The sequence below is a fragment of the Kitasatospora sp. NPDC097605 genome (assembly GCF_040302725.1).
In the GTDB taxonomy this organism is placed as follows: domain Bacteria; phylum Actinomycetota; class Actinomycetes; order Streptomycetales; family Streptomycetaceae; genus Kitasatospora.
Genome location: NZ_JBEOSF010000041.1, coordinates 37,355 through 56,132, shown reverse-complemented (window position 1 = coordinate 56,132; position 18,778 = coordinate 37,355). Strand labels below are relative to the sequence as shown.

19 protein-coding genes are annotated in these 18,778 nt (G+C 74.3%); 8 read left to right on the top strand and 11 right to left on the bottom strand.

Annotated features, from left to right (window positions below):
* Positions 1-15: 15 nt before the first annotated feature.
* From hpt to dacB, 4 genes are all read right to left on the bottom strand, one after another.
* Complete coding sequence (gene hpt, locus ABTX81_RS32645; RefSeq protein WP_350553213.1) at positions 16-570, bottom strand: hypoxanthine phosphoribosyltransferase; 555 nt, start codon at positions 568-570, stop codon at positions 16-18.
* Between the two features lie 71 nt (positions 571-641).
* On the bottom strand, positions 642-1,781 hold the full coding sequence (gene tilS / locus ABTX81_RS32640) for a tRNA lysidine(34) synthetase TilS (RefSeq protein ID WP_350553211.1): 1,140 nt from the start codon (positions 1,779-1,781) through the stop codon (positions 642-644).
* Positions 1,782-2,024: 243 nt separating this feature from the next.
* Positions 2,025-3,206 (bottom strand): Rv3626c family coenzyme F420 biosynthesis-associated protein, encoded by a 1,182-nt coding sequence (locus tag ABTX81_RS32635; RefSeq protein WP_350553209.1) that lies wholly within the window; start codon positions 3,204-3,206, stop codon positions 2,025-2,027.
* Between the two features lie 609 nt (positions 3,207-3,815).
* A complete protein-coding gene (dacB, locus tag ABTX81_RS32630) occupies positions 3,816-5,507 on the bottom strand; it encodes a D-alanyl-D-alanine carboxypeptidase/D-alanyl-D-alanine endopeptidase (RefSeq protein ID WP_350553207.1) in 1,692 nt (563 codons plus the stop codon).
* A gap of 77 nt (positions 5,508-5,584) precedes the next feature.
* On the opposite strand from dacB, the gene ABTX81_RS32625 reads away from it, so the two are divergent.
* Both ABTX81_RS32625 and ABTX81_RS32620 read left to right on the top strand, forming a co-directional pair.
* On the top strand, positions 5,585-6,076 hold the full coding sequence (locus ABTX81_RS32625) for an inorganic diphosphatase (RefSeq protein WP_350553205.1): 492 nt from the start codon (positions 5,585-5,587) through the stop codon (positions 6,074-6,076).
* Positions 6,077-6,296: 220 nt separating this feature from the next.
* On the top strand, positions 6,297-6,971 hold the full coding sequence (locus ABTX81_RS32620) for a biliverdin-producing heme oxygenase (RefSeq protein ID WP_350553203.1): 675 nt from the start codon (positions 6,297-6,299) through the stop codon (positions 6,969-6,971).
* A 236-nt stretch (positions 6,972-7,207) separates the two neighbouring features.
* Here ABTX81_RS32620 and ABTX81_RS32615 read toward each other — a convergent pair whose 3' ends face one another.
* Positions 7,208-7,555 (bottom strand): ATP-binding protein, encoded by a 348-nt coding sequence (locus tag ABTX81_RS32615; protein WP_350553201.1) that lies wholly within the window; start codon positions 7,553-7,555, stop codon positions 7,208-7,210.
* Between ABTX81_RS32615 and ABTX81_RS32610 the strand changes: the two genes are divergently transcribed.
* Both ABTX81_RS32610 and ABTX81_RS32605 read left to right on the top strand, forming a co-directional pair.
* Positions 7,541-7,966: a DUF5753 domain-containing protein gene (locus ABTX81_RS32610; protein ID WP_350553200.1), complete on the top strand. Its 426-nt coding sequence runs from the start codon at positions 7,541-7,543 to the stop codon at positions 7,964-7,966. The genes ABTX81_RS32615 and ABTX81_RS32610 overlap by 15 nt on opposite strands.
* 229 nt (positions 7,967-8,195) lie before the next feature.
* A complete protein-coding gene (locus ABTX81_RS32605) occupies positions 8,196-8,387 on the top strand; it encodes a DUF397 domain-containing protein (protein ID WP_350553198.1) in 192 nt (63 codons plus the stop codon).
* Positions 8,388-8,496: 109 nt separating this feature from the next.
* Here the strand turns inward: ABTX81_RS32605 and ABTX81_RS32600 are convergent, their stop codons facing one another.
* Positions 8,497-10,170 carry an HtaA domain-containing protein gene (locus ABTX81_RS32600; protein ID WP_350553196.1) on the bottom strand — a complete coding sequence of 558 codons (1,674 nt, stop codon included), beginning with the start codon at positions 10,168-10,170 and terminating at the stop codon, positions 8,497-8,499.
* 44 nt (positions 10,171-10,214) lie between these two features.
* Complete coding sequence (locus ABTX81_RS32595; protein ID WP_350553194.1) at positions 10,215-11,750, bottom strand: HtaA domain-containing protein; 1,536 nt, start codon at positions 11,748-11,750, stop codon at positions 10,215-10,217.
* Between the two features lie 87 nt (positions 11,751-11,837).
* Between ABTX81_RS32595 and ABTX81_RS32590 the strand changes: the two genes are divergently transcribed.
* Genes ABTX81_RS32590 through ABTX81_RS32580 form a run of 3 tightly spaced genes read left to right on the top strand, consistent with a single transcriptional unit; the run spans position 11,838 to position 14,829 of the window.
* The gene (locus tag ABTX81_RS32590; protein ID WP_502892905.1) at positions 11,838-12,935 is read left to right on the top strand and encodes a heme/hemin ABC transporter substrate-binding protein; all 1,098 of its coding nucleotides are present in this window, start codon (positions 11,838-11,840) and stop codon (positions 12,933-12,935) included.
* Positions 12,936-12,964: 29 nt separating this feature from the next.
* Entirely contained in the window at positions 12,965-14,005 is a 1,041-nt protein-coding gene (locus ABTX81_RS32585) for a FecCD family ABC transporter permease (protein WP_350553273.1), read from the top strand.
* A complete protein-coding gene (locus ABTX81_RS32580) occupies positions 14,002-14,829 on the top strand; it encodes a heme ABC transporter ATP-binding protein (RefSeq protein WP_350553190.1) in 828 nt (275 codons plus the stop codon). The genes ABTX81_RS32585 and ABTX81_RS32580 overlap by 4 nt, the downstream gene beginning before the upstream one ends.
* A gap of 13 nt (positions 14,830-14,842) precedes the next feature.
* Here the strand turns inward: ABTX81_RS32580 and ABTX81_RS32575 are convergent, their stop codons facing one another.
* The 3 genes from ABTX81_RS32575 to ABTX81_RS32565 all read right to left on the bottom strand — a co-directional run bounded on the left by ABTX81_RS32575 (position 14,843) and on the right by ABTX81_RS32565 (position 16,820).
* Positions 14,843-15,058 carry a dodecin gene (locus tag ABTX81_RS32575; RefSeq protein WP_350553188.1) on the bottom strand — a complete coding sequence of 72 codons (216 nt, stop codon included), beginning with the start codon at positions 15,056-15,058 and terminating at the stop codon, positions 14,843-14,845.
* 135 nt (positions 15,059-15,193) lie between these two features.
* Positions 15,194-16,153: an asparaginase gene (locus ABTX81_RS32570; RefSeq protein ID WP_350553186.1), complete on the bottom strand. Its 960-nt coding sequence runs from the start codon at positions 16,151-16,153 to the stop codon at positions 15,194-15,196.
* Positions 16,154-16,232: 79 nt separating this feature from the next.
* Complete coding sequence (locus tag ABTX81_RS32565; RefSeq protein WP_350553184.1) at positions 16,233-16,820, bottom strand: RsiG family protein; 588 nt, start codon at positions 16,818-16,820, stop codon at positions 16,233-16,235.
* 520 nt (positions 16,821-17,340) lie between these two features.
* Between ABTX81_RS32565 and dtd the strand changes: the two genes are divergently transcribed.
* A complete protein-coding gene (gene dtd, locus ABTX81_RS32560; RefSeq protein ID WP_350553182.1) occupies positions 17,341-17,781 on the top strand; it encodes a D-aminoacyl-tRNA deacylase in 441 nt (146 codons plus the stop codon).
* 17 nt (positions 17,782-17,798) lie between these two features.
* Here the strand turns inward: dtd and ygfZ are convergent, their stop codons facing one another.
* Positions 17,799-18,761 (bottom strand): CAF17-like 4Fe-4S cluster assembly/insertion protein YgfZ, encoded by a 963-nt coding sequence (ygfZ, locus tag ABTX81_RS32555; RefSeq protein WP_350553271.1) that lies wholly within the window; start codon positions 18,759-18,761, stop codon positions 17,799-17,801.
* Positions 18,762-18,778: the final 17 nt, after the last annotated feature.

Genomic DNA, 18,778 nt, shown 5'->3' with positions numbered 1-18,778 from the left:
TCGTCCGAACGGGTCTCAGCCGCCGTAGACGTGCGGGGCGAGGGTGCCGATGAACGGCAGGTTGCGCAGCTTCTCCGCGTAGTCCAGGCCGTAGCCGACCACGAACTCGTTGGGGATGTCGAAGCCCACGTACTTGACGTCGATCTCGACCTTCGCCGCGTCCGGCTTGCGCAGCAGCGCGCAGACCTCCAGCGAGGCCGGGCCGCGCGAGCTCAGGTTGCCGAGCAGCCAGGACAGGGTCAGGCCCGAGTCGATGATGTCCTCGACGATCAGGACGTCCCGGCCGGCGATGTCGGTGTCCAGGTCCTTCAGGATCCGCACCACGCCGGAGGACTTGGTGCCCATCCCGTAGGAGGAGACGGCCATCCAGTCCATGGTCACCTGCGAGTGCAGGGTGCGGGCCAGGTCCGCCATGACCATCACGGCCCCCTTGAGGACGCCGACGATCAGCAGGTCCTTGCCTGCGTAGTCCCGGTCGATGCGCTCGGCCAGCTCCAGGAGCTTGGCGTCGATCTCGTCCTTGCTGATGAGCACCTTCGCGAGGTCAGCGCCCATGTCGTTCTGGTCCACCGGGGATACGTCCTCAAACGTGTCGGGGTCTGAATGGCCGGCGGCCGGCTCCCCCGGGGCATGCCCGCCCGTCAGTCGCCCTGTCGCCGAAAGACCAGCGTGCCACACCGCCGGGTCGCTTCGACGCCCCCGGGTAGGTGCAGCGGCCCCTGGCCGCGCCATCCGGTGACGAGCAGGTCGATCGTTTCGAGGTGCCGGGCGAACAGGTCCCCGCCCGGACAGCCGGCCCGCAGCGCGGCCCGGCGCAGCACCCGGCGGCGCACGGCGGGGGGCAGTTCGGCCAGCTTCCCGGCGTCCAGGGCGCCTTCGCCCGTACGGATGTCGCGCTCGGCGAGGGAGGCCCACTGGTCGAGCGCGTCGGCGTCGTCGCGGAACAGCCGGGCGGTGCGGGCCAGCGCCTCCACCACGCCGCCGCCCAGGTGCTTCTCCAGCACCGGCAGCACCTCGTGGCGGACCCGGGAGCGGGTGTAGGCCGGGTCGCAGTTGTGCGGGTCGTCCCAGACCTGGATCGCCTGGGCGGAGCAGGCCTGCCGGGTGGCGGCCCGGTCCAGCTCCAGCAGCGGGCGGCGGTAGCGGCCCTTCTGGGCCGGCATGCCGGCCAGCGAGCGGGAGCCCGAGCCGCGGGCCAGGCCCAGCAGGACGGTCTCGGCCTGGTCGTCGCGGGTGTGCCCGAGCAGCACGGCGACCGCGGCGTGCCGCTCGGCGGCCTCGTCCAGCGCGGCGTAGCGGGCGTCCCGGGCGGCGGCCTCGGGCCCGCCGTCACGGCCGACCCGCACCGCGACCGCCTCGACCGGGTCCAGGCCCAGCTCGCGCAGCCGGCCGGCGACCTGGGCGGCGCGGTCGGCGGAACCCGGCTGCAGGCCGTGGTCGACGGTGACGGCGCCGACCCGCAGGCCGATCTTGGGGGCCTCGAAGGCGGTCGCGATGGCGAGCGCCATGGAGTCCGCGCCGCCGCTGACGGCGACCAGGACCAGCGGCGAGCCGGGCGCGGCGGGGGTGCGGGGCAGCCCGGAGGGGTGGCGGTGGGCGTTGCCGATCAGCGTGGTGCCGACGGCGGCGGGCAGCGCGGCGGCGGCCAGCGGCGCGCCGCCGGTGCGCTCGCGCGGCTCCCGGACGGGCGCGGTGAAGGTGGAACCGGCCTCGGCGGCGAGGTCGGTGAGGGTGCGGCGAACGGCCAGGCGTATCGCGGCGACGGCGGGGTGAGGGCCCACGGCGACGACTCCTCGACGGAGGGGGACAGGACGGCGGTGGGCGCGGCGGGGGACCGCGCATCTGTGAGCACCCTGTTACCGGGCGCTCACAGATGGTGGCAGAAAGGAGGCACCCGCTACGCCACCCGCGCCACCGGTACGACCACCGTCCCACGTTCGGGTGAATGAAGAAACGTATCTTCACCCGCCATGTGCACGGCTGGACCACCCGTACGAACGGGTTTCGGCGGGCCGCCGCCCGTCTCAGCGCGCGACGCGGGCCACCCAGGCGGCGGGGTCGTGGATCTCCTCCTTGGTCGGCAGGGTGTTCGGCGAGGTCCAGACCCGGTTGAAGCCCTCCATGCCGACCTGCTCGACCACGCCCCGGACGAACACCGCGCCGTCCTGGTACTGGCGGAGCTTGGCGTCCATGCCGAGCAGCCGGCGCAGCACCAGGTCCAGCCGGTTGGCGCCGCGGTCCCGGCGCTGCTGGAACTTCTCCCGGATCTCCGCGACGCTCGGCACCACCGCCGGGCCCACGCCGTCCATCACCACGTCCGCGTGCCCCTCCAGCAGGGACATCACGGCGGTCAGCCGGCCGAGGATCTCCCGCTGGGCGGGCGACTGGACGATCTCCAGCAGGCCCGCCGAGGAGTGGTTGTCGCCCCGGCCGCCGCCCAGGCCCGGCAGCCCGGCGCCCAGCGAGCCGGCGGCGTCCCGCAGCCGGTCCAGCAGCGCGCCCGGGTCGACGTCCGTCTCGGCCAGGAAGGACTGCACCTCGGACTGGATGTGGTCACGCAGCCAGGGCACCGCGGTGAACTGGGTGCGGTGGGTCTCCTCGTGCAGACAGACCCAGAGCCGGAAGTCGGCCGGGTCGACGTCCAGCTCCCGCTCCACGTGCACGATGTTCGGCGCCACCAGCAGCAGCCGCCCGGGCCCGGGGCCCTCGGGGCCCAGCCGCGGCTTGTCGAACAGCGCGGCCGGGCTGTCCGGCGCCTCCAGCGAGGGCTCGGCCGGGGCGAAGGTCTCGTACTGGCCGAGCACCTTGGTCGCCAGGAACGCCAGCAGCGCGCCGACCTCGATGCCGGTGGCCTTCTCCCCCACCGTGCCGAACACCGCGGAGGCCGATCCGTTCGCCCGGCGCGCCTGGAGCTTCTCCACCAGCGGCTGCACGATGGTGCGGAAGCCGGCGACATTGGCCCGCACCCAGCCGGGCCGGTCCACGACCAGCACCGGGGTCGCGGCCGCCTCGGCCAGGCTGCTGGACCGCATGCCGGTGAACTCCCGTACGTGCTCCTCGGCCGCCAGGGCGTGCCGGCGCAACTCGGCGACCACCGCGGCCGCCTCGGCCCGGCTCACCTCCGGCCCCGGCCGCACCAACCTGGTCGCGGTTGCGACCGCGAGATTCCAGTCGACCATGTCAGCACCGCCGCTCGCGCTCGTCATGCCCTCACCGTACGTGCTCCCGCCCCCCTGGGGGAGCCGGAACGGCCGGTCAATGACCGCCCACCCGCCCCCGCGTGAGCCCCGCCCGGGCAACGCCCGCACCGGACGCGTCCGACACGCGACGCCCGCCACCGATCCGGCCCCTCCCGACGCGCGCCGACAGCGGAGTCGTCCTGCCCCGAACACGCGCCGCATCCATACGGCGTCCCCACCCGGGCCGAGCCGCCGACTGCGCGCCGCGAAGCCCCGTCCGGTGCCGGATCCCGCCCGATCCGGCCGGCCCGCATCGCCTTGGCGCCGGGCGCACGGGCGGGGCCTGGTCGCCCAGAGAGCCGGCCCGGCGGGCCCCGTCACCCTCACCCGGAGGGCCGGCCGAACGATCCTGGGCGCCTCCGGCACGAGGTCCGGGGCGGCCATCGGTACCCGGCCCGCCCCGCCCGCTCGCCCGGAGGGCGGGGCGGGCGAAGGTGGGGCGCGGTCGCCGGGGGCCAGTGGCGGGCACGGACGGCCACCCGCCGGCCCGGACGGCGCGCGGGACGATGCCGAGGCACATCCGGCCGGAGACCGGGGCGGCCCGGCGGCCGGCGAGGCCTGGCCGCCGGGCGGGACTCAGTGGCAGCCGCAGGTGGCGAGGCGGGCGATGACGCGGTCCATGGCGGTGCGGGCGGTGTCGGCGGGGGCGGTGGTGCGGGTCATCAGGGCGAAGGAGAGCAGGCGGCCGTCGGCGTCGACGACGGTGCCCGCCAGGGTGTTGACGCCGCTCAGGCTGCCGGTCTTGGCGCGGACCAGGCCGGCCGCGTCGGCGGCGCCCGAGGTGGAGCCGAAGCGCTTGCCGAGGGTGCCGGTGAATCCGGCGATCGGCAGGCCGGTCAGCACCGGGCGCAGCGTCGGGTGCTCCGCGGACGCGGCCAGCGCGAGCAGCTTGACCAGGACGACCGGCGGGACCGCGTTGCCGGTGTGCAGGCCGCTGCCGTCGTTGAGCACCACGCCGGCCGTCGGCACGCCGAGCCGGGCGAGTTCCTGGGTGACGGCGGTGGCCGCGCCCTCGAAGCTGGCCGGCTGGTGGGCGGCGAGCGCGGCCTGCCGGGCGATCGCCTCGGCGAGGGTGTTGTCGGAGGTGGTCAGCATCCGCTCGACCAGCCGGGCCACGGTGGGCGAGTCGACCCGGCCGAGCACCGGCGCGTCGGCGGCGGCCGGGGTCGTGGCCTGCTTCGCCTTGCCCTGGACGGTGATGCCCTGGGCCTTGAGCAGGGCGGCGAAGGCCTCGGCGGCCGCCCCGGCCGGGTCCCCGACCCGGGCGGGCGCGTCCGCGATGCTCTTCGGGTCGACCTTGCCCTCGTCGACCATCAGCGGCGTCACCGCCGCGATGTTCTCGTTGTCGTGGTTCTTGTGCAGCAGGCCGCCGCTGTAGAGGGAGACGTCGTAGTCGAGCACGACGGAGGCGGCGCCCGCGGCCTTCAGCGCGGTGGCGGTCTGCCGGGCCAGCGCGTCCAGCGAGGCCGGGGCGGTGTCCGGGTCGGCGGGGATGCCGCCGATCTGCACCTGGTCGGCGGGCAGCGCCGTCAGCGTCGGGTCGCCACCACCCACGAGGGTGATCCCGCCGGTGGCCGCGTTCTTGACGACCCGGGTGGTCAGCCGGGTGTCGCCGGGGATCAACGACAGCGCCGCGATCGAGGTGGCGAGCTTGGTGGTGGACGCCGGGGTGGCGGCGGTGTTCTCGCCGCTTCCGTAGAGGAGTTGGCCGTCGGAGGCGTCCGCGACGGCGAGGCCGACGGTGCCGAGGTTCTTGTCGGCGAGCACGCCGGCGAGTGCCTGCTGGAGGCCCTGGGCGGTGGGCAGGCCGGTGTCCGGTCCGGCCGCGGCGGCGGCCAGCACCGTCCCGGCGGGCGCCGGGCGGACGGCGCCGGTGGGCTTGGCTGCGGGCGGGGTGGTGGCGGTCCCGCCGGTGGGGCCCGCCGCAGCGGGGGCACCGGGGTTGCCGGGGGCTCCGGTGGCGCCGGTGGCGCTCGTGGACGGGTGCGGCGACTCGCTGCCGTGGTGCCCCGGACGGTGGCCGTCCCGGTCGTCCCGGTCCCCCTTGCCGCCCTTGCCGTCGTCCCGCCGGCCGTTGCCCTCGTCCTCGTCCCCCTGGGCGTTCCCCGTGGACCGCCCACCCGGCGAGGACGATCCGGTCGGCGTCGGGGACGGCTGCGCGTACGCACCACCCGTGCCGAGCACCGTTCCGGCGACCAGCAGCGCCGCCCCGAACAGCCCCGCGGCCGTCCCCCCGCGTCGGTTCCCCGACCCAGCCCCTGCACGCACCGAACCGGCCCCTTTCCTCAGCACTCGCTCCCGTAGGAGACACTTGGATTCTGTCAGTCCCTACCTTGGAGGAACCGTTGGAGTTCGACGTCCTTATCGAAATCCCGAAGGGCTCTCGTAACAAGTACGAGGTCGACCACGAGACCGGCCGTCTGCGGCTCGACCGGATGCTCTTCACCTCGACCCGCTACCCGGCCGACTACGGCTACGTCGAGGGCACCCTGGCGGACGACGGTGACCCGCTGGACGCCCTGGTCATCCTGGACGAGCCGACCTTCCCCGGTTGCCTGATCAAGTGCCGCGTCATCGGCATGTTCAAGATGACGGACGAGGCCGGCGGCGACGACAAGCTGCTCTGCGTCCCGGCGACCGACCCGCGCTGGGAGCACCTGCAGGACATCCACCACGTGTCGGAGTTCGACCGCCTGGAGATCCAGCACTTCTTCGAGGTCTACAAGGACCTGGAGCCCGGCAAGTCCGTCGAGGGTGCCAACTGGGTCGGCCGCACCGAGGCCGAGGCCGAGGTCACCGCGTCGATCAAGCGCCTGGCGGACCAGGGCGGTCACTGAGCCGTCGTGACCGTCTCGTCCGTCCGGCGGTCCGTCCGCCGGGGGGATCAGAGGTAGGTCGAGGCAGTCGGAGGCCGGGGTTCGCGGAGTTTTCCGCGGACCCCGGCCTTCGCCGTTCCCGGGGGTGCTCCGGTTCTTCCCGACACCCTGTCGGCATGACGCGTGCTTAGGTTAGGCTAACCAAAGCAATCGGGGGTGTACTCGTTCTCTGGAGGCCCGCATGCCCATACCCGAGCAGCCCGTCGTCCCGTTCTCCACCGTGCTGCGCACCGCCAGCAGCGCCGAGCACGAGGCGGCCGAGCAGTCGTCCTTCATGAGCCGTCTGCTCGGCGGGCACCTCGGCGTCGAGGCCTACGCCGACCTCACCGGCCAGCTCTGGTACGTCTACCGCGCCCTGGAGGAGCGGGCGGAGGAGCTGGCGCGGCACCCGCTGACCGCGCCCTTCATCGACCCCGCACTGCTGCGCACCGCCGCCATCGAGCGCGACCTGGCCCACCTGCGCGGCCCGGGCTGGCGCGAGGGCCTCGCCCCGCTGCCCGCGACCGCCGCGTACGTCGCCCGCCTGGAGGAGCTCGCGGACCAGTGGCCGGCGGGCGTCATCGCCCACCACTACACCCGCTACCTGGGCGACCTGTCGGGTGGTCAGATCATCCGAGGCATCGCCGAGAAGACCTGGGGCTTCGAGCGCAAGGGCGACGGCGTGCGGTTCTACGTCTTCGAGCAGGTGGACAACCCGGCCGCGTTCAAGCGCGACTACCGGGCCAAGCTGGACGCCGCAGGCCTGGCCATGGACGAGGTCGAGCGCCGCCGGGTGGTCGACGAGTGCAAGCGCGCCTTCCAGCTGAACGGCGCCGTCTTCCGCGACCTGGACACCCGGTATCCCCTGAGCGCCTGAACGCTGCGCACCAGGAGTAGGAAGTCGGCGAGGTCGACTTCCCACTCCGCGAACTCCACCATCAACACCGGTGACCACCCCGGAACAGGAAGTCGGCCTGGTCGACTTCCTGCTCCGGGGTGGTCATTGGGGTATGTGGTGGTGGCGGTTGTCGGGGTTGGTTTCGGGGCTGAAGTGGCCGGCCTGGCGGGCGATCCAGGTGTATTCGGGGGTGCCGTCGGGGGTGATGGGGGTGTTCACGCGGCGGCGTCCAGCTCGAACCAGGTGACCTTGCCGGTCTTGGTGGGGTGGGCGCCGGAGCGGTGGGTGAGGGCCTGGACGAGGTGGAGCCCCCGCCCGGAGACGGAGTAGGGGTCCTCACCGAGACGGGTCTCCGGCAGGTCGGGGCAGTCGTCGCAGACGGCGACGCGCAGGACGGCGGACTGGAGCGAGACCAGGACGGACGGCGCCAGGGAGCCCGCGTGCTGCCAGGCGTTGATGTACAGCTCGTGGAAAGCGAGTTCGGCGTCCGCAATGGTGTCGGGCGCCCAGCCCTGCTGAACGCTTACGGTCGCACGGATGAGACCTACGTGACGGCTCTCCACAAGATGGGACTCAGCAACGGGAAGGGCTGGTGGAGTGCCTTCAAGGGGTTTGTTCACACCTCGGCCCTCGATCTGGCCGAGTCCGAGTCGACCGCAGCTTCCCTATCCAGCTACGAGACCCTGCTGATCCCTGGGCTGCTACAGGTCCCCCGCTACAGTGAGGTCATCCTCAGCGGCGATGAAAAGAAGATGGCGTTCCGCCGAAGCCGCCAACAAGCCATAGACGAGGACGGCGCCGTTCCCTTCCACGCGGTGATCCATGAGGCGGCTCTGCATACTCGATTCGGCGGCTCAGCGGCCATGAGGGAGCAACTGGACTACCTGGTCGAGGTCAGCGAGCTCCCCCACATCACCATTCAGATCCTCCCCTTCCGCTGCACTGACTATGTCGCCATGGCACACCCTTCATGATCGTGCATGGCGCGCACCGCGATCTGGATACAGTGCTGATGGAGCATCCCGGTGGCACCTCGTACTTGAGCGAGCAGAGGGAAGTCACCGCCTACCACTCGAAGTTTGAGCGGATCAAGTCCCTTGCACTTCCGGCATTGAATGCATCCTGCACTCTCCGATCTCGTGTCGAGCACGACTCCTGGGGACTGATTCAGCACGTCCGCTACACCCTCTAAGGAAGATGCACATGTCACAGCCCGATTGGCAGAAGTCCAGCTTCAGCGGCGAGGAATCCAACTGCGTCGAAATCCGCGCAGGGCTCGACCTAGTTGAACTCCGGGAGTCCGACGACAGCGACGTCATCATCCGCACCACCCCGGCCACCTTCGCAGCCCTCCTCGCCGCCATCACCGCCGGCGAACTCGACCACCACGCATAGGCGGCCTTCCGTTCGCGCAGGAAGTCGGGCGGGCCGACTTCCTGCGCCGCCGAAAACTGTTCGGAGTGGGAAGTCGGACCCGCCGACTTCCCACTCCATCGCCCCCTGATCAGGCGCCGGCCGACTTGCGGTGGCGGGCCAGGGCCGTCGCGCCGCCGCCGAGCAGCAGCAGGCCGCCAGCAGTGGCCAGCAGCGGGGCGACCGGGGTGGACGAACCGGTGGAGGCCAGTACCCCGGTGCCACCACCACTGGTGGTCAGGGAGGCGCCGCCCGCCGCAACCGTGCCGCCGCCGGTCGAACCGGTGGTGCCGGTCGTGGTGCCGCCCGCCGCGCCGCCACCGGTGCTCGGCTGGGTGGTGGGCAGCTGGGCGTTCTCGTCGAACGCCAGCGACACGGTGACCGGGTCGAGGGCCTCGCCCTCCTTGTAGTTCGCGAAGGCCGGCACGCCCTCGGCGGTCAGGGTGGCCGGAACCGCGTTCAGCGTGACCACGCCGTTCACCGGGGTGAGATTCGCCTTCGACACGTCCAGCTTGGCGATCCGGGCGCCGGACAGCGAGGTCGTCTTCCCGTCCAGGGACTTGGCGTTGACGTCAGCGGTCAGGTACGCGCCGTTCTTGTCGATGCTCAGACCCAGCTTCGAGAACGTGGTGTCCAGCTGGTAGCCGCCACCCGCGGCCGGGTGGCCGAGGAAGCGCACCGAACCGGCGAAGCCCGCCGACAGGCTGTGGCTCTTGGTGTTGTAGCCACCGCTGCCACCCCCGAAGCGGTAGTCGGCCGCGCCAGCGCCGAACTCGACCTTGCCGTTGGCCACCGGGCTCTGCAGGTACTTGCGGAAGCTCTCCTTGACCTGCCAGTCCAGGGTGCCGTTGACGACGGCGAGTTCACCGTTGCCGCTCGGCGCGGTGGTGGACGGGGACGAGGTCGCGGACGGCGAGGAAGTGGCCGTCGGGGACTGCGTGGCGGACGGCGAAGCCGTGGGCGAGGCGGTGGCCGTGGGCGAGGCGGTGGCGGTCGGCGAGCCGGTGGCGGTCGGCGTGGCGGTGGCCGTCGGCTCAGTGGTGGGCGTCGCGGTCGCGGTGGGCTCGGTGGTCGGAGTGGCCGTGGCCGACGGCTCGGTGGTCGGAGTCGCCGTCGCCGTGGGAGTGGCGGTCGGCGTGGCCGTCGGGGACGGGGTGGCCGGGCTCTGCTTGAGCAGCAGCGACAGCGGGTCCATGTCCGCCCCGGCCTGGTAGAAGCCCGCGAACGCCTTCGCGCCCTCCTCCGTCAGCTTCGCCGCCGTCGGCACGCCCGTCGTGGTGTCCCGGCCGACGGTGAACGTCACCAGCGGCACGTCGTCCCGCTTCGTCACCTCGCTGGCGCCCATCGACTCCTTGGAGGCGGTGTCGGCGGTGAGCGTGCCGGCCGTCCCCGCCGTGGTGATCTTCAGGTCGCTGAGCGCGACGTCCAGCGCCCCGTGGTGGGCCGTGAACCGCACCCCACCCTTGAACGCGGAGGTGAGCGCGTGCGACCCCAGGTCGTAGCTCGCGCTCGCCAGCCCGAAGTGGAACGTGCCGTCGGCGTTGGTGGTCGCGCCGCCGGTCAGCTCCACCGCGCCCTGGCCGACCGGCCCCGTGACATAGGTGCGGAAGCTGGTCTTCACCCCCCAGTCCAGCGCGCCGGTGTCGTACGTGACGCTGCTCGGCGCGCCGGCGCCGAAGGCCAGGGCCGGGGCGCCGAACGCGGTCAGGCCGAGGCCGGCGGTGACGGCGGCCAGGGCGGCCATCCGGGTGCGGTTGCGGGACATGGGGGGACTCCGATCGATGTGCGGGGGGGGAAGGAGGGTGGGGGTCAGGCGCGACGGCGGCGGCGGAGGAACAGGCCACCGGCCACGGCCAGTGCGGCGGCGAGCAGGCCACCGCTCACCACGGCCGCCGTCGGAAAGCCGCCCGAGCCGGCGTCGGTGGCGGCGGCGACCGGTGCGACGGACGGGCTCGCCGGAGCGGTCGTCGGGGCGACCGCCGGGGCGCTGCCGATGTCCGGCAGCGGCGGGAGGGCGGCGGCCGGGTCGAGGGCGACGGCGAAGCTCAGCGGGTCCATCTCGGTGCCCGCCGGGTAGAGGCCGCCGAAGGCCTTGCCGCCCGGCTCGGTGAGCGTGAGCGGGAGTTCCACGGCCTTCAGCAGCCCGCCCTCGGCCTTGAGGCCGGCCGGGTCGAAGGTGGCCAGCTCGACACCGGCGAGCTGCTGCGCGGCGCCGTCCGGCGTGCGGCCGGAGACGTCGGCGCGCAGCACGCCCTTGCCGTCGGCGACGGTGACGCCCGGATTCGCCAGGGTGAGGTCCAGGCCGTAGGCCTCGCCGCTCTTCAGACCGGTGAAGCGGACGCTGCCGGAGAAGGCGGCCGTCACCGCACCGCTCGCGGGGTCATAGGTGCCCTTGGCGGGCGTCCAGCGGAAGAACGCGCCGCCGTCCGCAGCGCCGCCGGTGGGCTCCCAACGGCCCTGGGCGATCGAGCCGGTGACGTAGTCGCGGAAGGTGCGGCGCACGCCCCAGTCGAGCGCGCCGTTGCCGAACTCGGTGACGGCGGCGGCCGGAGCGGCGGTCGGGGCGGGGGTGTCGGTCGGAGTCGCCGGGGCGGCCGGAGCAGTGGGGGCGGCCGACGACGGCGCGGCGCTCGGCGTGGCGGACGGGGTCGCGGTCGGAGAGGGCGAGGACGCCGGAGTCGTGGGCGCGGCCGGGGTCTGGGCCGGCTGCGCCGCCGGCAGGTTCACCGACAGGTTGACCGGGTCGAGCGCCGTCCCCGCCGTGTAGAACCCCGCGAACGCCTTGGCCCCCGCGTCGGTCAGCGTCGCCGGGACGTTGCTGAGCGTCAGGGTCCCGGCCGCGCCCCGCAGGTCGACGCCGGCCAGCGAGAGGTCGGCGATCTTGGCCTGGCCGGCGCTGCTGACCTGCCCGGTCTCCCGGGACTTGCTGCTGACGTCCGCGTACAGCCCGGCCCCGCCGCCCGCCGCGGCGCGGAAGGTGAGCCTCCCGATGCTCAGGTCCAGCGCGTTGGCGCCGTTCTCCTGGTGCCCGGTGAACCGGACCCCGCCGGAGAACGCGGCGCTCAGCGCACCGCTGGCCGGGTCGTACGTGCCGGCCGCGGAGTGGAACCGGAAGCCGTTGCCGGCGACCGTGGCCGCACCGCCGTTGAGCGACCACTTCCCTTGGGCGATGGGCCCGGTGACGTACGTCAGGAAGGACTGCTTGATCCCCCAGTCGAGCCGCCCGCCGGAGACCCGCCCCTCGGCCGCCACCGCCTGGCCGGGCAGCAGGGCGACCGTCAACAGGGCCGCCAGGGCGGCCACCAGGCCGGCGGTCAGACGGCGGAGCCGATGGGGCAGAGGCACGCGGATCACTCCTCGGCGCGACAGGGGAAAGCGGGGTCGGCACACCACCGACCCCCTTGCGAGGTTTAGGTAAGGCTAACCTAATATATGAGTCAAGAGCCCCGCCGGGCACCCCCGCACCCCACTCGCCGGCGGCGACAACTCCCAACGAAGGGAACGACGTTGAGCAGCAGTACCACCCGACATCGGGCCGCCCGCGGCCCCGCGATCCTGCTGCTGCTCCTCGGTCTGCTGCTCGCCCTGACCGCCTGCGGCTTCACCACCGGCACCGGTGAGGCCACCGGAACGGGCTCGCGCGCCCCGGACACCGTCGAACCGCTGCCCGACCCGCCGACCCCGCGGCTCCCCGCCACCGCGACCTCCGCCGACGGCCGGACGACCACCGTCACCAGCGCCGAGCGGATCATCCCGCTCAACGGCAGCCTGGCCGAGATCGTCTTCAGCCTCGGCCTCGGCCCCAAGGTCGTCGCCCGGGACGTCTCCACCACCTTCGAGCAGGCCACCGCCCTGCCCGTGATCACCCAGGCCCACGACGTCTCCGCCGAGGGCGTGCTCTCCCTGCACCCCACCGTCGTGCTCGCCGACCGCTCCACCGGCCCGGCCGAGGCGATCGCCCAGATCCGCGCGGCCGGCGTCCCGCTGCTCGTCCTGGACGACGCCAAGCGGCTGGAGGACGTCGGCCCGCGCATCGACACCGTCGCCGCCGCCCTCGGAGTCCCCGACGCCGGGCGGCAGTTGAAGGAGCGCACCGAGCAGCGGATCACCGAGGCCAGGGCCGCCCTGCCCGCCGTCGAGCGCCGCCCCAAGGTCGCCTTCCTCTACCTGCGCGGCAGCGCCTCGGTCTATCTGCTCGGCGGCCCGGCCTCCGGCGCCGGCTCGCTGATCGAGGCGGTCGGCGGCGAGGACGCCGGCACCGCCGCCGGGCTCAGCGGCGACTTCACCCCGCTCACCAGCGAGGCCCTGGTCAAGGCCGCCCCCGACGCGATCCTGGTGATGAGCAAGGGACTCGACTCCGTCGGCGGCGTCGACGGCCTGCTCAAGCTGCCCGGCGTCGCCCAGACCCCGGCCGGGCTCGACCGCCGGATCGTCTCCATCGAGGACGGCCAGCTGCTCAGCTACGGCCCGCGCACCCCGCAGGTGATCCACGAGATCGCCGAACAGCTCTACCCGAAGGCCGCCGAGTGACCGCCGCCGTCACCGGCAAGGGCGTCCCCCTGGCCGGCAAGCGCACCAGCCGGACCGCCCTGCTCACCGCCGGCCTCGCCGCCGCCCTGCTGCTCTGCGCCCTGCTCGCGGCCGGCATCGGCGCCTACCGCATCCCGCTCGGCGACATCCTCGCCTCCGTCGGCCACCGGATCGGCCTCGGCGGCCACGCCCTCGACCGCGTCCCCGAGTCGGTGCTCTGGAACGTCCGCCTCCCCCGGGTGGTGCTCGCCCTGCTGGTCGGCGGCTCGCTCGGCTGCGCGGGCGCGCTGATGCAGGGCGTGTTCGGCAACCCGCTCGCCGAACCGGCCGTCATCGGCGTCTCCTCCGGCGGCGCGGTCGGCGCGGTCGGCTGCATCGTGCTCGGCCTGGACGCGCTCGGCACCTGGACGGTGACCGCCTCCGCCTTCGCCACCGGCCTGCTGACGGTCTTCGCGGTCTACGCGATGTCCCGCTCCGGCGGCCGCACCGAGGTGGTCACGCTGATCCTCACGGGCGTCGCGGTGAACGCCTTCTGCGGCGCGCTGATCGGCCTGTTCCTGTTCACCGCCGACTCCGCGGCGATCAGCCAGGTCACCTTCTGGCAGCTCGGCTCGCTCTCCCAGGCCACCTGGGGCAAGGTGCTCGCCGTCCTGCCGTTCGCGCTCGTCGGCCTCGCCGTCGCGCCCCGCTACGCCCGCTCGCTGGACCTGCTGGCGCTCGGCGAACGGCCCGCCCGCCACCTCGGCGTGGACGTCGAGCGGATGCGGCTGGTGCTGATCACCGTGGTCGCCCTGCTCACCGCCGCCGCCGTCGCGGTCAGCGGCATCATCGGCTTCGTCGGCCTGGTCGTCCCGCACCTGCTGCGGATGGTCGCCGGCCCCGGCCACCGCTTCCTGCTGCCCGCCTCCGCGCTCGGCGGCGCGCTCGTCCTGGTCGCCGCCGACCTCGCCGCGCGCACCCTGGCCGAACCGGCCGAACTCCCGCTCGGCGTGCTCACCGCGCTGATCGGCAGCCCGTTCTTCTTCTGGCTGCTGCGCCGCACCAGGACCAGGCAGGGAGGCTGGGCATGAGGATCCGTACGCTGCGACACCGCCCCGAGGTGCCCGAACGGCCCGCCCCGGGCACCGAGCTGCTCACCGCCGAGGCCGTCCGGCTGACCGTCGGCGGGCGCGACCTGCTGGCCGGCGCGGACGTCCGGGTCACCGCCGGCGAGGTCGTCGCCCTGCTCGGGCCGAACGGCGCCGGCAAGTCCACCCTGCTCTCGGTGCTGGCCGGCGACCTCGCGCCGACCGCCGGCGAGGTCCGGCTGGACGGCCGCCCGCTGGCCGACCACCGGCCCGCCGACCTCGCCCGGCGCCGGGCGCTGCTGCCGCAGGCGGCCGCGCTCTCCTTCCCGTTCCCGGCCGACGAGGTGGTCCGGATGGGCCGCGCCCCGTGGGCCGGCACGGCGGCCGCCGCCGAGGACGAGCGGGTGGTCGCCGAGGCGATGGCCGCGACCGAGTCCACCGCCTTCGCCGGACGGCCGTTCACCGCGCTCTCCGGCGGCGAACGGGCCCGGGTGGCGCTCGCCCGGGTGCTCGCCCAGCGCACCGCCCTGCTGCTGCTCGACGAACCCACCGCCGCGCTCGACCTGCGCCACCAGGAGCTGGTGCTGCGCCTGGCCCGCGCCCGGGCCGCCGCCGGGGACGGCGTGGTCGTCGTCCTGCACGACCTGTCGCTGGCGGCGGCCTACGCGGACCGGGTGGTGCTGCTGACCGACGGCGCGACGGTCGCCGACGGGCCGGTGGCCGAGGTGCTGCGCGCGCCGCTGCTCAGCGAGGTGTACGGGCACCCGGTCGAGGTGCTGCCGCACCCGCGCACGGGGCTGCCGCTGGTGCTGCCCGAGCGCGGGTGACCCGGCCCTCGGCTCAGTCCTCGTCGTCCAGCCGGAAGCCGACCTTCATGCACACCTGGTAGTGCTTGATCCGGCCCTCGGCGAGGTGGCCGCGGACCTGCGAGACCTCGAACCAGTCGAGGTGGCGCAGCGTGCGGGAGGCCCGCTCGATGCCGTTGCGGATCGCGGCGTCGACGCTCTCGGTCGAGGACCCGACGATCTCGGTCACCCGGTACACGTGCTCGCTCATGGCGGACTCCTCAGCTGTGCGACGGCCCCCGGTCCACCGTGCACCCGGGGACCGTCGCTTCGCATTCGGAGGAAGGCCGGCACGCCGCCCCGGGCCGAACCGGCTCGGAACGGCCCGGAGGCGAGCGGGCGGGTATCAGAAGGCCACGCGGACCTCGCCGACCGGCACGCCGCCGCCGAACACCGGGACGGTGGCGATCCGCTCCAGCGTGCCGTCGCCGGTGCTCACCCCGAGGCGGCGCAGCGCGGCGGCCAGCACCGGGCCGCGGGCCCGCTCGGCGCCGTCGTCGATCTTGAACGCGAGCGCCCGCCCGTCCGGCAGCGCCACCACCTGGACGGCCTCCGCACCCATCTTGGCCAGCGCGCCGGGCACCGCCCGCATCAGCCGGGTGTCGGCCCGGCGGGTGCCGGCCACGTACTCGGGGTGCGCCCGCATCGCGTCGGCGACCCGGCGCTCCGGGGTACCGGGCTCGGCCAGCACCAGGGCGCGGTAGGCGCGGGCCAGGCCGGTCAGGCTCACGGCCAGCAGCGGCGCGCCGCAGCCGTCCACCCCGGCGTGCGCGGCGGACTCGCCGACGGCCTCCTCCAGGGCCTCGCGGGCCAGCCGCTGGATCGGGTGCTCCGGGTCGAGGTAGCTGTCGGTGGGCCAGCCGTTGGCCACGGAGGCGGCCAGCCAGCCGGCGTGCTTGCCGGAGCAGTCCATCAGGATCGGCTCGTGGTCGCCGCCCCAGCGCAGGTGCAGCTCCGCCTCGGTGCCGTCGAGCGGAAGGTCGGCCGGGGTGCGCAGGGCGGACTCGTCCAGCCCCGCACCGGCGAGGATCCGCCGCACGCCGTCAAGGTGAAACGATTCTGCGGAGTGGCTGGAGGCCGCCAGCGCCAGCAGCTCCCCCTCGATCGCCAGTCCGGCCCGCAGCATGGCCACCGCCTGGAACGGCTTGGCGCAGGAGCGCGGGAAGACCGGCGCGTCCGGCGCGCCCAGCGTGAGGTCGACCGAACCGTCGGCGGCGAGCAGCACCAGCGAACCGTGGTGCCTGCCCTCGACGAAACCCGAGCGGACCACTTCGGCGAGCACGGGCAGGGCGGCGGAATTGGACATGGCGAAAGCCTTCCGGAGGTGAGGGTGTACCGGGGGGCGAGCCGGGCCCGTCCCCCGCCCCCGGCGGCCCTCGCACCTGTCAGAGCGGGCCGCCTGCGAGCAGGTCGTCGACCCGTGCTTCCCCATCACGGTACCTGCGGGTGATTTCGGCGTTGCAGCCGTCCGCCGTCCGCAGCAGCCGCTGCCGCCGGCCGGACACCTCCCGCTCGTGCGCCCGCAGCCGTTCCAGCGCCGCCAGCAGCTCCTCGGCCGGGTGCGCCGCCAGGTCGGCCAGCTGCACGTCGCCCATCAGCGCGTCCGCCTCCAGCTGGGACTGCTGCCCGCGCGGCGGGCCCAGGGTGACGTGCCGGGCCGAGCGGCGGACGGTGGACGGCGCGTCCGTCAGGATGGCCGGCAGCCGCTCCAGCAGGGCGCCGGCGGGCTCCTCCGGGTCGGTCGGCCGGGCGGCCCCGGCGCCGGGGCGGCGGTCCAGCTCGGCCAGCAGGATGTCCATCCGGCCGTGCAGCAGCCGCCGCAGGTAGGAGAGGTCGGCCTCCTGCTCCAGGGTCTCCCGGCGCAGGATCCGCAGCTGGTCCAGGCCCAACCGTCCGAGGTCCGGCCCGGGGCCGGCCCCGGGCCCCTCGGGCAGCCGCCCGTACCGGTCCTGTGCCGCGCTGATCGCGTCCATCAACCAACCACCTGCCGTCGTCCCGATCCCACCCGCTCGCGGCGCCCCGTCGCCTGCCGCCGGTCCGGCCCGTCAACCGCCGCGCGCGCCGATGGCGCGTTCCCGTCCGGAGGCACGCCCGGACGTCCACGAAGGTTCCCGCCCCCGGCCGTGGCCACCCGGCGGGGCAGCACGACCAGAACGCCTGACCTACCGGCTCGGCCGCCCGGCCGAGCCGGGCCCGGCGCGGCGGACCTCGGCGCCCCGGACCCCGGACGCGCCGACCGGCCCCGCCTGGTGCGGCGGAGCGGCGGACCCGTCCTCGTACGGTCCCCCAGCGTGCCACCCCGCCCGGCGCCGCCGCACCGCCCGTGCACCCGAACGGCCCCCTGGCGAAGAGGGGTGGCTGATACGACCGAAGCTTTTCGCAGGGAGAACGCCGCCATGGTGCGCGCAGGCGCACGCGACCCGGCGTGCGCCCGGGCACGAAGCGCCCCCAGGGGCCTGCTCACGCCCCCGGGGGCTCCGGCAGAATGGCCGCATGCGAGCAGTGGTGCAGCGAGTGACCGAGGCCAGGGTGACGGTGGCCGGCGAGACCGTGGGCGCGATCGAGGAGCCCGGACTCTGCGTCCTGGTCGGTGCCACCCACGACGACACCCCCGCCAAGGCGGCCCAGCTGGCCCGCAAGCTCTGGACGCTGCGGCTGCTGCCCGCCGACGACGAGGGCGTCGAGCAGTCGTGCTCGGACATCGGGGCGCCGCTGCTGGTGATCAGCCAGTTCACGCTCTACGGCGACGCCCGCAAGGGCCGCCGCCCCACCTGGAACGCCGCCGCGCCCGGCCCGGTCGCCGAGCCGCTGGTGGACGAGGTGGTCGCCCGGCTGCGCGCGCTCGGCGCCAAGGTCGAGACCGGCCGCTTCGGCGCCGACATGAAGGTCGCCCTGGTGAACGACGGCCCGTTCACCGTCATCGTCGAGGTCTAGGACGGCAGCCTGGCGCCCTACTGCGGGACGATCACGTCCTGGGTGCCCGGCACCGTGCCGGCCAGCAGCACCGCGTCCACCGGGACGTTGCGCTTCACGATGGCCAGCGCGATCGGCCCCAGCTCGTGGTGGCGCGCCGAGGAGGTGACGAAGCCGAGCGCCCGCCCCTCCGGGTCCGAGGCGAGCCGCACCTCCGTCCCGTGCGGGGGCAGCACCTCCTCGGTGCCGTCCAGGTGCAGGAAGACCAGCCGGCGGGGCGGACGCCCCAGGTTGTGCACCCGGGCCACCGTCTCCTGGCCCCGGTAGCAGCCCTTCTGCAGGTGGACGGCGGTGGTCAGCCAGTCCACCTCGTGCGGGATGGTGCGGTGGTCGGTCTCGAAGCCGAGCCGCGGCCGGTGGCCCTCGATCCGCAGCGCCTCGTACGCCCAGACGCCGGCGGCCGGGCCGTAGCCCGCGGTCAGCTCCGCCAGTCCGGCGCGCGGCAGGAAGAGGTCCCGCCCGTAGGGCAGCTCGCGGACGGCCGCCGCGCCCTCGGCGGAGGCGGTGGAGCCGGCCGGCAGGTGGACCACCGCGTAGTCGGCGGTCACGTCGGCGACCTCGACCCGGTACATGAACTTCATGCTCTCCAGGTAGCCGACCAGCGCCTCCTGGGTGCCCGGCTCGACGTGCGCCCAGGTGGTGGTGCCGTCGTCGACCAGGTAGAGGGCGTGCTCGACGTGCCCGTTCGCGGAGAGCACCAGCGCGTCGGTGGCCTGCTGCGGCGGCAGCGCGCTGACGTGCTGGGTGATCAGCAGGTGCAGCCAGCTCAGCCGGTCCGCGCCGGTGACGGTGATCACGCCGCGGTGCGAGAGGTCCACGAAGCCGGTCCCTTGCGAAAGGTTCCGTTGCTCGCGGAAGAGGTCGCCGTAGTGGGCGGCGACGCCTTCGTCGGTCCCCTCGGCGGGAACGGCTCCGGGCAGGGCAAGCAGCGGACTCTTCAGACCGGTCATACCGGCTA

Bases quoted from the DNA above. Each gene is read 5' to 3' on its own strand.
- ABTX81_RS32600 (WP_350553196.1), bottom strand. From the start codon at position 10,170: ATGTCCCGCAACCGCACCCGGATGGCCGCCCTGGCCGCCGTCACCGCC.
- ABTX81_RS32590 (WP_502892905.1), top strand. From the start codon at position 11,838: ATGAGTCAAGAGCCCCGCCGGGCACCCCCGCACCCCACTCGCCGGCGG.
- ABTX81_RS32580 (WP_350553190.1), top strand. From the start codon at position 14,002: ATGAGGATCCGTACGCTGCGACACCGCCCCGAGGTGCCCGAACGGCCC.
- dtd (WP_350553182.1), top strand. From the start codon at position 17,341: ATGCGAGCAGTGGTGCAGCGAGTGACCGAGGCCAGGGTGACGGTGGCC.
- ABTX81_RS32635 (WP_350553209.1), bottom strand. From the start codon at position 3,206: ATGACGAGCGCGAGCGGCGGTGCTGACATGGTCGACTGGAATCTCGCG.
- ABTX81_RS32620 (WP_350553203.1), top strand. From the start codon at position 6,297: ATGCCCATACCCGAGCAGCCCGTCGTCCCGTTCTCCACCGTGCTGCGC.
- ABTX81_RS32575 (WP_350553188.1), bottom strand. From the start codon at position 15,058: ATGAGCGAGCACGTGTACCGGGTGACCGAGATCGTCGGGTCCTCGACC.
- ABTX81_RS32570 (WP_350553186.1), bottom strand. From the start codon at position 16,153: ATGTCCAATTCCGCCGCCCTGCCCGTGCTCGCCGAAGTGGTCCGCTCG.
- ABTX81_RS32605 (WP_350553198.1), top strand. From the start codon at position 8,196: ATGTCACAGCCCGATTGGCAGAAGTCCAGCTTCAGCGGCGAGGAATCC.
- ABTX81_RS32565 (WP_350553184.1), bottom strand. From the start codon at position 16,820: ATGGACGCGATCAGCGCGGCACAGGACCGGTACGGGCGGCTGCCCGAG.